This is a genomic window from Clostridium thermosuccinogenes, assembly GCF_002896855.1.
GTDB lineage: Bacteria > Bacillota > Clostridia > Acetivibrionales > DSM-5807 > Pseudoclostridium > Pseudoclostridium thermosuccinogenes.
Genome location: NZ_CP021850.1, coordinates 3,047,672 through 3,060,850 on the forward strand (window position 1 = coordinate 3,047,672; position 13,179 = coordinate 3,060,850).

At 42.9% G+C, this 13,179-nt stretch carries 12 protein-coding genes; 1 reads left to right on the forward strand and 11 read right to left on the reverse strand.

All coding sequences use genetic code 11. From position 1 onward, the window contains the following. Positions 1-71 precede the first annotated feature (71 nt). Positions 72-1,337, forward strand: a complete 1,266-nt coding sequence (locus tag CDO33_RS13355; protein WP_103102796.1) for an IS110 family RNA-guided transposase — start codon at positions 72-74, stop codon at positions 1,335-1,337. A 124-nt stretch (positions 1,338-1,461) separates the two neighbouring features. Here CDO33_RS13355 and CDO33_RS13360 read toward each other — a convergent pair whose 3' ends face one another. From CDO33_RS13360 to CDO33_RS13410, 11 genes are all read right to left on the reverse strand, one after another. Further along, a complete protein-coding gene (locus tag CDO33_RS13360; protein ID WP_103082042.1) occupies positions 1,462-1,869 on the reverse strand; it encodes a hypothetical protein in 408 nt (135 codons plus the stop codon). Positions 1,870-2,004: 135 nt separating this feature from the next. Next, entirely contained in the window at positions 2,005-3,573 is a 1,569-nt protein-coding gene (locus CDO33_RS13365; protein WP_103082043.1) for a recombinase family protein, read from the reverse strand. Further along, positions 3,536-4,027, reverse strand: coding sequence for a recombinase (locus CDO33_RS13370; protein WP_103082044.1), 492 nt, complete (start codon positions 4,025-4,027; stop codon positions 3,536-3,538). Before CDO33_RS13370 ends, CDO33_RS13365 begins: the two co-directional genes overlap by 38 nt. Further along, a complete protein-coding gene (locus CDO33_RS13375) occupies positions 3,991-5,559 on the reverse strand; it encodes a recombinase family protein (RefSeq protein WP_103082045.1) in 1,569 nt (522 codons plus the stop codon). Before CDO33_RS13375 ends, CDO33_RS13370 begins: the two co-directional genes overlap by 37 nt. Positions 5,560-5,620: 61 nt before the next feature. Further along, positions 5,621-5,839 (reverse strand): SHOCT domain-containing protein, encoded by a 219-nt coding sequence (locus CDO33_RS13380; RefSeq protein WP_103082046.1) that lies wholly within the window; start codon positions 5,837-5,839, stop codon positions 5,621-5,623. A gap of 53 nt (positions 5,840-5,892) precedes the next feature. After that, on the reverse strand, positions 5,893-6,897 hold the full coding sequence (locus tag CDO33_RS21485; protein ID WP_103082047.1) for an N-acetylmuramoyl-L-alanine amidase: 1,005 nt from the start codon (positions 6,895-6,897) through the stop codon (positions 5,893-5,895). Next, positions 6,894-7,313 (reverse strand): phage holin family protein, encoded by a 420-nt coding sequence (locus CDO33_RS13390; RefSeq protein ID WP_103082048.1) that lies wholly within the window; start codon positions 7,311-7,313, stop codon positions 6,894-6,896. The genes CDO33_RS21485 and CDO33_RS13390 overlap by 4 nt, the downstream gene beginning before the upstream one ends. Positions 7,314-7,400: 87 nt before the next feature. Next, positions 7,401-9,869 (reverse strand): glycosyl hydrolase family 18 protein, encoded by a 2,469-nt coding sequence (locus CDO33_RS13395; RefSeq protein ID WP_103082049.1) that lies wholly within the window; start codon positions 9,867-9,869, stop codon positions 7,401-7,403. Then, on the reverse strand, positions 9,866-10,441 hold the full coding sequence (locus CDO33_RS13400; RefSeq protein WP_103082050.1) for a hypothetical protein: 576 nt from the start codon (positions 10,439-10,441) through the stop codon (positions 9,866-9,868). The genes CDO33_RS13395 and CDO33_RS13400 overlap by 4 nt, the downstream gene beginning before the upstream one ends. A 9-nt stretch (positions 10,442-10,450) precedes the next feature. Beyond that, complete coding sequence (locus CDO33_RS13405; RefSeq protein ID WP_023062529.1) at positions 10,451-10,645, reverse strand: hypothetical protein; 195 nt, start codon at positions 10,643-10,645, stop codon at positions 10,451-10,453. A gap of 11 nt (positions 10,646-10,656) precedes the next feature. Next, positions 10,657-13,179, reverse strand: a complete 2,523-nt coding sequence (locus tag CDO33_RS13410) for a phage tail spike protein (protein ID WP_103082051.1) — start codon at positions 13,177-13,179, stop codon at positions 10,657-10,659.

Genomic DNA, 13,179 nt, shown 5'->3' on the forward strand with positions numbered 1-13,179 from the left:
AACAAAGCTCTTGTTTATATTGAGTGGACAGTCAATGCCTGCATCCCTAAATATTTACAAGGGTGAGGTTGATGCTTAAGATTGTCTATCCCATCTGTTGTGGAATTGATGTCCACAAAAAGTTTGTAATTGCCACTATTGCCACCACCAATGATAAAAATGTTACTTCCTATCAAACACGTCGTTTTAATACTTTCAAAAATGATCTAATCGCTCTCAACAACTGGTTAGTAGAAAACAAGTGCAAAGATGTCTGTATGGAATCCACCGGAAAGTACTGGATTCCTGTTTTTAACGTGCTCGAGGATTTCTGCACTATTACCCTTGCAAACCCGAGATACGTTAAAAATATCCCAGGTAAGAAAACCGATAAGCGAGATTCAATTTGGCTTGCTGACTTACACAAGCATGCATTGGTAAAAGGTAGCTTTATCCCATCTAAGCCTATACGGGAGTTGCGGGATTTAATTCGGTACAAGTCTAAACTTACCAACGTCTCTTCCAGTGAGAAAAACCGGGTGCAAAATTCGCTTACAGTTTCAAACATCATGCTTGCCAATGTTGTTTCCGACACCTTCGGCAAGTCTGCTTCCTCAATTATTAAGCACATGATAGAGAATCCTGATATCATCGACTTTGATTATTCTTCAATGCTCCACAAAAGTCTGAAGAAAAAATCGGATGAAATTGAACAAGCCGTTGCTGGTAAATTCTCTAAGGAGCAAGCGGCAAAATTGTCTGTATGCTATGAGCACTATAACAGCGTTGAAAAATGCATCGAAATACTGGAAGCTACAATACTCGAGCTATCTTTACCTTTCAAAGAACAAATTGACATCATCGCTACTTTACCTGGTATTAAGCAGGCATCGGCTACAGCTATTCTTTCAGAAATCGGAACCGATATGTCCGTCTTCACCTCGGACAAGCATCTTTGTTCCTGGGCTGGCCTTACACCCCAGAGTAATGAAAGTGCCGGTAAGAAGAAAAGTGTCCGTATTAGCCGCGCCGGTGTCTACATTAAACCTTTACTTGTCCAGTGTGCTAATGCCGCTGTAAAGGACAAGTCCTGCACTGTTTTCAAAAACCGCTATGAAACGATTAAAAAACGTCGTGGTCACAAACGTGCTATTATTGCTACCGCAAGAATGATTTTAACCTGCATCTATCACATGCTCTCTAAAAATGAGCCATTCAATCCATTGCTGTATGATGACAATGCGAAATCTAAGAAGCGTAATCAGCAGGATTCTCTAAGTATTGAGCAGGCCATCGCATTTTTGCAAGCCAATGGGTATACTGTGAATATTTCTGATCTAGTGGCAATAACAAACTAATAGTGTAATTCCAGTTTCATCCACAGTCCTAGGTATTCCTTAAGGGCTTGCTTTGTTGCGGCCTTCGCGGGTCTTTTTTATTTTCACACTATCACCTTTCCATAGCTTCTCCTCATGCTTAGCGCTAAACTTTATCTTTTAATCTGATAAGGTTACCCGGCAATGCTTCAAACATATCAGGGTAATGCCCGCACCTTGCCCTTATCTGTGTATATTCCGCCTTACTGCCATCCTTTTTTAAATACAGCCTACGCCTATATATCTCATCGGCAAGTTCAGCAGCATGCATCGTTTTGTTTTCTGCCTCTGATAAGACAATTCTCATAGCTTCATGAAGTGTGTAGTAAGGCATTTCATTCATGCCAATTTCTGTATCAGTTAAATTGTTTTCATCATATTTTAAGACTATATAAGCTGGCTTATTATCTTTAAGCAGAACAACTTTTCCGTTCTTATCAACAACAGAGAACACATGGTCTATATTAGTTTTCAATGAATCAAAGGGAATTAAGCTGTCTATTCTAATATCCATAATTCACCACCCTATTACAATTATACATAAAAAATATTTATTTATCTATATATTTGTTTATACATTTGTATAAAAATAAAAACGCCACCAGTTAAGAAGGTTTCCTCCTCAACTGGCGGCAATCTTATTATAATCCTATAGATTCACTTCTATTTCTAACCCAGACTTAAATTCAACCAATATCCTGTCATCATATACCGTTGCTTTTTCAACCAGTTTTCTGACCAGTTTATCATCGAACTCCGTAATATCACCAGTTTGCGTGTTAAGGAAGTCCGTCATCTCAGCAATCCGATCCCTCTTATCTTGGCGAAGAGCGTTTCTTGAAAGTGTTTCTTGCCTTAAATCTCGCAACCTATAAATTTCATTTACAATATTATCGTATTCTTCCTTTAAATTTGCTTTTTGGATCAACTCGGTTTGGAGTTCTTCTAGCCTTTTATCAATGTCTGCTGTAGTCTCATCCAAATCCACGCTTAATACGGTTTCAATATTCTTCTTCAGTATGGCCAAAAAAGAGTTTTTTCCGCTGACCGCTACATTGATGGCTTCTACAATTTTCTCTTTAAGCGTATCTTCAAGTATAGTGGAAGCGGTACAAAATAAACCGGTGTTTTCCAATCTGCTGACGCATCTCCATACGATTGATTTCTTTCCTCGGTTATTCCAATGAACCCTGCGGAATATTTCATGACAGTTGCCGCAGAAAACCATCTGTGATAAAGGATGCTTGTTGCTATAGTTTCTTTTCTTTCCATTCTTACTTATATGCACACATCTTCTTTTGACAAGCTGTTCCTGAACCTGCATAAAAATTTCACGCGGGATTATAGGCTCATGGCTGTTTTCTACATAGTATTGTGGAACTATACCATTATTAGGTACCCTTTTCTTTGATAAAAAATCTACCGTATAGGTTTTCTGCAGCAGTGCATCACCGATATACTTTTCATTCCTCAAAATCTTATTGATGGTACTGGTATGCCATCTGGGATTGCCTGCACCCGTCAGAATTCCGTCAGCCTCCAAACCCCTAGCTATCTGTAGCATACTGGAACCTTCAAGATATTCTCTGTAAATGCGTTTGACGATCTCAGCCTCTTCAGGTACGATAACTAAATTGCCATCCTTATCCTTTGTATAGCCAAGAAACCGGTTGTGATTGATATGGATTTTTCCTTGCTGATATCGGTACTGAATACCCAGTTTTACATTCTGGCTTAACGATTGGCTTTCTTGCTGTGCCAAAGATGCCATAATGGTCAACAGGATTTCTCCTTTGGAATCCAATGTGTTTATATTTTCCTTTTCAAAGTAAACCGGAATATTTTTTTCTTTAAGCTGCCTTATGTACTTTAGGCAGTCCAGCGTATTTCTTGCAAACCGGCTGATAGATTTTGTAATTATCATATCAATTTTGCCCTGCATGCATTCTTCTATCATCCGGTTAAACTCTTCACGCTTTTTAGTATTAGTTCCAGTAATACCTTCATCTGCAAATATACCGGCTAACTCCCATTCGGGATTGCTTTTGATGTAATTTGTGTAGTGCTCAATCTGTGCTTCATAACTGGTTGCCTGCTCCTCGCTGTCCGTAGAAACACGGCAGTAAGCTGCTACCCGAAGCTTAGGCAATTCCTCGGCCTTTGCACTATTCCCGATTCGCTTACGGGCAGGAATTACCGTAACATTCCTGGTTGTCATCTAAAATCACCTCGCTTTTAATAAGACTATAAGCATACTCTGCCTGCTGAAATGGATCATCGTATAGATTATCTGGCATTGAAGCATGAAACTTGAAATTCAGGCATTTCTTTTCATTTCCTTTATATTCAAAAATCCTGCCAAGCACCTCAGCTCGCCTGCTTCTTTCCAGTTGTGCTTTTTCGAATGTGTCCTTGCTGATAATTTGATGATAGAATTTGTCCTCAACATACCGTTTATCTGAAAGCATTCTTGCAATAGATGTGTGGTAGCGCTTAATGCCCGCTTTTTGGGCTGCTTCGGTTAAAGAAAGCCCGGAAAGGTAAGCCTCAAATAGTTTTTCAATCTTAACTGCTTCCTCTTCATTAACGACAGCCCTGCCGTTTTGAATGTTATATCCAAAAGGTATATGGCTCATCATTTCACCAACCTTTCCCTTAAGTTCAACCCGCATTTCATTTTGAAACCTATTTCCTCCTGTGAAAACACAATGATTTCGCGGGTAAAATCCTCAAATATATCGCTATCAAATGCATCAATCTGCTTTTCAGCTTTCGTTGCAAAGTTAAGAAGCTTCTCAACCTCAACAAGAGCAGTCATGCTCCCATCGATTGCGCGTTTTATGGCTTCTTTTTGTTCTTTTAATATGGCTGCTTCTTTGAGCAGCTCATTTTTCTGTGTATTAAAAAGAGCGGGTTCCAGGTATCCTTTGGCCATAAGTCCCATAATCATCTGAACTCGCTCTGTATTTTCTTTGATTTTTGTTTCCATCTCCTGAATCTTTGTTATGTTATCTGAGTAATTTGTCTTCTTTAAGCTTTGCAACAATGGCCTTAGAATGAACTTATGACCGAAAATAAGCTTATTGATCATAACAACGAAGGCCTGATGGATCGCATCCTCTCTGACAAACTTCATGGAACAGCTTGATGCGTCCTTTATGTGCTTTGTGCAGCACCATGCAATATATTTACGGTCACCGCTTCCATGAATTCGACGCTTGAAACTGCTGCCACATTCTGCGCATTTGATTTTACCAGAGAAAGGGTAGCGTTTTTGATACTTGCTGCTTCCCTTAATTACACCTTTTTCTTTTCCTCTTTGCTTTAATATCTCTTGGGCGGCTTCAAACTCCTCATGGGATATAATAGCTTCATGATGATCTTTTATCATGTATTGATCTTTTTCCCCACGATTATAATGCCGCTTAAAATTCTCATCTGTATAGGTCTTTTGCAGAAGGACATCCCCGGTATATTTTTCATTGCTAAGAATACCGCGGATAGTGGTCGCTGTCCAATGCGAACCTCTCTTTGTTGGGATTTTATCCAAATTTAACCCATCTGCAATTTTCTGTGTGCCTTTACCGTCCAAAGCCTCGGAAAAAATCCGCTTTACGATTTCAGCCTGTTCTTTATTGATAAATAGCTTTCCATCCACATAATCGTAACCATAGGGAGGATACGAAATTTTGTATGTTCCGTTTTGGAACCTACGTCTGATAGACCACTTACTATTTTCAGCAATGGATAAGGATTCGTTTTCTGCAAGACTGCTCAAAATTGTCAGCACCAATTCGCCTTCCATGCGCTGCGTGTTTATATTCTCTTTCTCGAAATAGATGAAAACACCGAGATCAGTAAGTTTTCGCACCATCTCAATGCAGTCGGTTGTATTTCTGGCAAATCTGCTGACTGACTTGGTTATAATAAAGTCAATTTTCTTGTTTTCACAATCTGCAAGCAGCCTTAAAAGTCCAGTTCGGTTTTCCTTTTTTGTGCCTGAAATGCCTTCATCATAATAAATCCCTGCAAATTCCCAATCAGGATTTGCTTTTATATAGGATTCATAATGGTCCTTTTGCGCTTCCAGGCTTGCCATTTGTTCATCACTGTCTGTTGAAACCCTGCAATAAGCCGCTACCCTCACCTTTGGCTTGAAAGCTTGGAGAGCATTGTTTCCATCAATCCTTGTTACCTTTCTCACTGTTTTCACCTCCTTTGGGCATGTGACATGTTACCTCTGTGTGCCGCTAATAGCAAGCTAATTAGGCCATAAGCTGTGCATACATCGGCGAGAAAGTTTTGCGGTTCAACTTGTCGATTTTGTTGAATTCTTCTTCTGAAATCAGTCCCGCCTTAAGCATCCTCTGCAGAATTTTGTATGCCCGCCAGTAATCAACCTCTCTTTGAAATTCCTCCTGTGTTATCTTTGTATAGTTCGTTTCCTGCGGGTTATATGGTAAATGATTAGCCGCCTCTATCATTCAAGCACCTCCTATAAAAACTTAGGACAGCCGCGATTGGCTGTCCTTTATCGTTATTCCGGTAATTTCAGAACTTGTCCGGGGTAAATAGTATCTGAAGTCAGGCCATTGAGTTTCTTAATCTCTGGATATCTTGTTCCTCTACCGAGTTCTTTTTCCGCTATTCTCCATAAGGTATCGCCTTTTTGCACTGTATAGGTTCTATTGCCCTTGTTATCAGGAATGCTGTTTACAATTACAAGGTTTTCTTTTGCTACCCAAGTGTTTATGCCTGCGATTTCTTGACCGCCGGATTTCTTAACCTTTTTGCCAAGCAATACACATTCTTTGCCGCCTTTTATGACCGGCTTGCCTTTGTATAAAGTCTGTGTGACCCTGTGGTAATAGTCATTTTTGACCCACGTTGGAACTTCCACACTGCCGGGGTAGTAATTCTTTACACTGACCTTAAACTCCACCATATCTCCAATTCCAATATCAGTATTGATATCTGTACTGTTCTCCAGCGCTTTTTTTACTGCTTTACGGAAAGTGTCCATATTCTCCCCATGCTTGGGAAACCAGTGCATCACATCAGCATGGTTGCTGGCAATACCGAGCTTATATCCTTCGGAGTGGCAGATGATGTCATTCTCATTAAGACCGTACTTCTTGCAGAGCATAACGCAGAGTTCAACAGCATTCTGCCACGCTTTACGGAAATAATCTTCCTGCTTTGCTGCATCATAACCCACCATTACCGACCCGGATTTATACGAAAACCCAGCAGGCTCACAGATTTCAAAGCCAATATGGGTATTGTTGGCTGCTCCTCCCGCATGCCACCCGCGATGATCCCAAGGCAGGTATTGCCAAACCTCTTTATCGTCTACAAAAGCGTGAACACATACCTGCCTATTTATTTCGCCGGCCTTGTAAGATTTGTTCCAACGGGAAAACCACTCAGCCGCCATTACACCCGGCACAGCCGTCGAATGTACCATGATTCCTTTAGGCGTGATTTTTCGACCAGCTGTATAGCAATCGTTTCGCGTCATGTATTTAGTAAAAAGCTTCATTTCTTTTTATCCTCCTCATTTGAGTGGCCATGCAGTTGTTCCAATGCGTTCTTCAGCTTTTCAGGAATGGGCAGTCCTATATGTGCTGCATTCTCAAGAATTGAAATTCCCTCGTTACTCAGGTAAAAGAAAATCACCGCTGTCCGGATTGCCCCGCCGTTGCCGAGCACCTGGCTGTCGATTATGTGTCCCACACCCACAAGTACAAAAATAAGTACCTTCTTAAAGATGCCCTTGGCTCCGACTTCACTCGAAAGCTTTCTGTCTACAATGGCACACATCACGCCGGTCACATAGTCAATGGCCACAAAAGCGATGAGCGCATATAAAAATCCATCCAGCCCTCCAAGAAACCAGCCAAGAAATCCACCAATAGCAGTAAAAACCGCCTGTACCCAGTTCCATACCGTTTTCATTGTCTTAACCCTCCGTTCAACTTGAATTTTGCATATAAAAAAGCGCCCTGCCTTAAAGCAAAGCGCTGAATATATAAAACTTTTAACCTACATTTGCTTCGGAAGCGCCTCCCACAGCCGCATATCCTCCTGTCCAAGCGACCAGATGGCTATACCTCGCAGTTTCCACCGATAAGCCGCTTCATTTGCCCAGTAAACAAGGCTATCCACATCCTGATAATACAGAATAGAAAAACCATCTGCATCTCCGAGGAAGAGACGGGATATCCAGATATTGATGTCTTTTGGTATAATTTTTACTTCATAGTCATTACCGCAGGAAAGCGTCAAAAGTTGTGAGTGGAAAAAGTCATAGTCCATCGAAATGTCCTCACTGCGAGTTACTGATTCCTCCACATCGCTATTTACTGAAAACACCTGAAATTCATCATCCCACGTGACACCAGTGCGAGCAAGCCTGCCAAAGCCGGTTATAGTTCCATCCGGAAGTTCCACATCAAAACACTCGTATGGTTCATATACCCACGCATCACCCAGCCGCAGCAGCTCGCATACCGTCCGGTTGTCCGAGCAGTACCCTGCATAACCATTACCACCGATTACATTCACTGTGAAACGCAGGGTTGAAGCTGCACCAGAATATACTCTTACCTTATTGCCGCGTTTTCGCATCTCTATAGTATACATATTCGGATTAGCACGAAGATCGGCATCTGCAGTTTTTAAGAAACTGGTGGAATAGCTACCAAGCAAGGAATTACCTTGATAAAGCTCGACTCTTTGCGTATCATAATTTAAGCAGCAGAAAATATCTCCAAGGAACACCCCAGCCCGTCCACTGCTATTTTGAGGGAAGGCCAGCCTTGCCCGGATATGGATGTCGGAGAACCCGTCGTATTTCCATGCAAGTTTGCCATATCCCTCAAGCTGGGAATATGGACGGCTTTCTGTGCTGTCTGGGTCCTGCCAAACATCCCATTCGCCATCCAACACAGTCCAGTAGTTTTCAGGCAGGATGTTCCTGTCCCGAAAATCTTCATACCAAATAAGCGCCGAGTCGGGTTTTCTTCGCAACACTTCAAAGGTCAGTTTAAAACCTCGATCCGGCTCGACCATCACACCATTTACATCCTTGAACTGCCGGGGTGAGAGCATAAAACAGGCTTCACCGACAAAGGGATGCTCCGAAAATCCGCTGCAAACCCTAAAACCGTAAAACTGGACTCCCGGCACACCACCGCTTATGCTGACAGCATGCGTTCCCTCTTGGAGAAATACACCTTTTGCAAGTGTCAACCAGCAAACTCTTCTCCAGTATGGCCACCATAAACGGTTCTCGCTGAAAGTCTTTGATTCACCATCAAGGGAAACGATAATCGCATTTTTGTCCCAGTAAGGAAAGCAAAGCTGTACTGCAATATCGTAATATCCCGCTTCTCTTATCTCAAAACGGTACTCTGCTGACGCCTGGTCATCTCCAAGCGAGGCCATCTCATCAGTAATAATGACATTTCCTTCGTATTCATCCGGAACTCCGTTCCTGTCAATATAAATGGTTCCGAACTCCGCTTTCTGCTCCTTGCCATAGCTTGTCAAATATCTTCGCCTGTTATAAACCCCTTTTAGCAGCGGATATTCCCAGGATACAGCATCCCATCCTTCCATATAATCATATACATGAGGAAGAGCCCAAGGTACTTTGTTATAGTCATCCCAGTAAGCCACAATTGGAATAAACGGCTGGGGCGGTGCATCGCCTGTGAAATTGTAAACCCCAGTCATCCAGTATTTAGCCGCATAGTAGGTGTTGGACACTCCACGATAAGTTATTCCAAGGTTTTCAGGGGTATCATGGATCCTCCAGTTCCAGCCATAGGCAGGCAGACCCATGAATATCTTGTCCGGTGACATAACGGAAACAGCATAATCATATATGCCCTCAAGCCAGTCCCGAGGAGATACCGGGCCGGGAGCAGAGCCCGCCCATGCCATGCCATAGCTCATGATGGCGGCGGTATCGCAATAGTCGTTAAGATCGGCATAAACACACCAGTTTTCACCGCCCACCGAGCCTTGAACGCCGGTCATACCCGGCAGGCAGATGTTGACAAACTTTGTTGCATCATAAGACTTAACAGTATTGTATATATCCCTAAATAAAGCATTCGCCGCATCCTTGTTTTCATAACCTCCACCGCGCTCAAGGTCAATATCTACCCCAGCGCACCATGGATACTTGTTCATGATTCGGATGATTTCAGTGAGAAACTTATCCTTTGCACCGTTTTGGTTGTTGCGAAGTGCAGTAAAAATATTGGCTATTCCATGATTCATAATAGTGAGCAGCCACTTAATATGAGGCCATTTCTGAATATACGGAAGCATGCTGCTGATGCTGGTACCGGTTTCAGTAATTGTGCCTGTTGCGTCAACCTCAAAAGTAAAAATGCCTACCGTATCAAAGCGGTCACCATAGTCTCTAAGTGCTTCATACATTCGGGCATTTCCCATAAAACTCCACACCATGCACCGCTTACCTTTTAAAAAATCCCTCACAACCGGTCACCGCCTTCCTGCATCTCCTGAAATTCAAAGAGCACCCGCGCCGATTTTCTCTCTTCCAGCTTCACCATATGTTTGCTATCCCATGCCGCAGAGTATTGATAAAATCCATCCTTACGAGTAGGGCTTCCGTTTTTAAGGCATTGGCGGGTGGAAGCCTTGAGCGCCAGCTCATCGCCTGCATTAACCGGGTCAAGAAACTTTACCTTATGCGCACCTACACCTTGGGATAGTTCAATACTCCCTGCGGCCATATCCTGTATAGGATAGATATAGCAGTCAAGGCCAGCAGAAGTTTTGCCAAGGTTGAATAAAATTACAGTCTCCGCTGTTCGCACCACACCGTTATAATGCCGGGGCGGAACTGGCTGCCCGTTTTCCTGCATTTTCGTTAACATTTTGCTCGTGTGGACGGTATAGCCTGTTAACTGATCACCATCCTCAAGCTGCAGGTCGGTGAAATAGATTATTCCGGTACAGTCGGAAATCTTGAGAATCACAGTAACGCCCACCACATGTTTAGTGCTTTTTAGTTGTATGGTTTCTGTAAATCTTGAAAACTGCATCCATTTCACCTACCCGTCTAATGTCCACTGAATTTCGCATACATGCCCGATCCATCCGGTGGAAACCGAACCACCCTGAAGCAATAAGTCTGTAAAGTACACTGTGCCGGTGCAGTCAGTGACGCACAGCCTGACGGTGATAGATTTGACTCTGCTGATACTTTTGGGAGAAATACTGTGTGCGATTTGATTGAAATATGCCATATCTACCACCCTCAAATCAGGTCTATAAATCTTGTTTCTGTTGTACCGTCCTCGTATTCAATAACCACTTCAACGCCCACCTGGCCGTTTTCACCCTTTTCGAGGTTTTCGGAAGCAATTTGTGCTGAAAAAGTGTAGCTTTTACGCGTTGCTGGATATACCGTCTGTGACAGACTCTTTGTCATACCAGGTACACCGACAGCCTTGAAGGAAGCAGTTCCCGAAACACCATTCTCAGTATCCACTTCAAAACCGGAATTGACCCAGTAGGCAAAACCGTCATCTGCCCGGGAATTGCGCAGATGGTTGAATGGTACCATATCTTTAATTTCCTGACGGTTTACCAACTCTGCTGAGGACAGCGCATCTGCTGCCTTGTCCCACTGTGCTGAAGAATCGCCGAGTTCCCGCAGTTTAGTTGAAAGCTCGATCACTGTTTTCCAAGGCTCCTGCAAGTTATACTGCCTTCTCACAACACGTGTCTTTACCAAAAGGCCTAGTTCTTTATCGTCCACTGTAACAATATCACCCAGTTTCCATGCTTCGTGCTCATAACCGGTTAGCGCAGATAAATCCATTGCAGACAGTACATAAGAAACGCGAGGCTTCGAATATTCTGCAAGCCGCATTTTTGCATATTCCAGCATCTGATACGGATTTGTAAACGACGAACAATCAAGCGTCGACACCCTCACTTCACTGGAAAAAGTGTAATCTTCCACGTATTCCTTACCTCCATTAATTGAAGCGAAGGTCAATCCGTCCTTTCCATAAGCATAGAGCCTTGTCACTAATTCACGTGTATCGACTACCCGCTGAATACTTTTCAAATTCTTTCTATATGAAAAAAGCGCTCCGCTGTCGGTACCACTAAAAGTCAAAAGGTGTACCTGGCGGTTGGCGCTGTCAAACACAAGATCGCCGCCATAAATATTCTGTACGGTGCGAAGGATGGATAAGGCATTTTTTTCTGTACACTGCCATGTTCTCTTCGTGCTAACAGTAACATTTCCTACTGTCCAGCCTGTACCCAAAAGTGCATATTGCATCGGAACATCTGCAGTATCTGCATTGAATTCCCTAGGTACTTTTTCCGCACTGAAAGACAGATCATAAAACACCGCTTCAGCATATACTTGCGTAATAACACGCCCATCTTCACCTTTATTATCCGTTAAGGTACGGATCCGGTAAATGTCATTTACGATTTGCACTTGTTTTTCATTTTCCAGTGTGCTTCTTTTTGGATCATGGAACGGAAGCTTGAATTCCAGCGTATCCGCACCATTCACCTCACCAGTGACAATGATATCAAAGGCATTTTCAAGAACAGCTTCCCATGCTCCACTTTTGTCCAAAATCACAGGACGGGCAAAGCCTAACTTCTCATATGGCGCTTTCGGTATGTCATGAAGCTGTATTTCCAACAGTTTTGGCGTCTTCAATGGGTCGCTGCTGGTTAGGGTAACACGGAACCTTATATATTGCCGATTTGGCGATTGAAGTTCACCGCTGGTTCCCACAGCCTGCCATGCAGACCATTCTTCAAGATCATCGCTTGTGCTGGTCTCTACTAGAGACACTGAAGTAACACCTGCAGTATATTCGCTTGTCACAGCTACACGACCGCTGCCCGATAATGCACATGGAACCGCCCTTGTATAAAGTACGCCATTTGCAGGGTACTCGCCATCTGTTGCTTTAAGGGTGACTGCGCCAGGCTCTGCCAAAGCATCTACATCCGAAGCCGCATCCCCACCGTTTGCATGTAAAGACGACTTAAAATATAGCAGCAAATCATCAATTGTAAGCTGTGAGTCCGTTTCCAGAAACCAGTCGTCGAAGCCTCCGGCATAGTAGTAGGTATTTGCATGCATCCCCATAATAATATTCGCTATACATTCCCGGTTCAATTCTCCCGAAAAGGAACGCACAGGCGACACCCAGGTTGCCCCGTCGCTGCGATCGCATATGATGTTCTGCACCTTTTTATTGCTTACTTCAATGATGGAGGTGATAAAATACCAGCCGCCGTTTTTTAAGGTAATGGTAGCTGTTTCACTCTGGTCGTAAATTAGTGTACCGGAGGAGTTATACAACATCAGCCTAAGTCTTCCTTGATAAAGTGAAACATAAAAAATTGGCTGACCGGGTCCTTGGCGGGTATTGAATATGGGGATATATGTCTGGCCGACCGAATAGGTGGTAGGATTAATCCAACCGCCTACAACAATCTTTTCGCCCAGATTGCTAAAGAAACTCCCATCATTTTCTGCTACAAGATAGGTCTTTTCAGAAGTCGGATTAACAATATTTTGCCTAAAGTATCTTCCGAATCTTCCAGCAATAAGGTTTGCTGATGTACCTGACCAGCCGGAGATGGTAAAATGTCTGCCATGTCCCGATGAATCCATAAGCTGAAGATTTTCGTCTGGTGTTTTTTCATTAAATCGCCATAAAGCAGACGTCCTTGATGTTACAGGAAACTCACCGGTAAAATCCTCTTGGCTCGTTAGAATTGATTTTATCGCCAT

Coding starts and splice junctions, on each gene's coding strand:
- CDO33_RS13405 (WP_023062529.1), bottom strand. CDS start 10,645: ATGGCATATTTCAATCAAATCGCACACAGTATTTCTCCCAAAAGTATC.
- CDO33_RS13360 (WP_103082042.1), bottom strand. CDS start 1,869: ATGGATATTAGAATAGACAGCTTAATTCCCTTTGATTCATTGAAAACT.
- CDO33_RS13380 (WP_103082046.1), bottom strand. CDS start 5,839: ATGATAGAGGCGGCTAATCATTTACCATATAACCCGCAGGAAACGAAC.
- CDO33_RS13355 (WP_103102796.1), top strand. CDS start 72: ATGCTTAAGATTGTCTATCCCATCTGTTGTGGAATTGATGTCCACAAA.
- CDO33_RS13390 (WP_103082048.1), bottom strand. CDS start 7,313: ATGAAAACGGTATGGAACTGGGTACAGGCGGTTTTTACTGCTATTGGT.
- CDO33_RS21485 (WP_103082047.1), bottom strand. CDS start 6,897: ATGAAGCTTTTTACTAAATACATGACGCGAAACGATTGCTATACAGCT.
- CDO33_RS13365 (WP_103082043.1), bottom strand. CDS start 3,573: ATGACAACCAGGAATGTTACGGTAATTCCTGCCCGTAAGCGAATCGGG.
- CDO33_RS13370 (WP_103082044.1), bottom strand. CDS start 4,027: ATGCGGGTTGAACTTAAGGGAAAGGTTGGTGAAATGATGAGCCATATA.
- CDO33_RS13410 (WP_103082051.1), bottom strand. CDS start 13,179: ATGGCGATAAAATCAATTCTAACGAGCCAAGAGGATTTTACCGGTGAG.
- CDO33_RS13400 (WP_103082050.1), bottom strand. CDS start 10,441: ATGCAGTTTTCAAGATTTACAGAAACCATACAACTAAAAAGCACTAAA.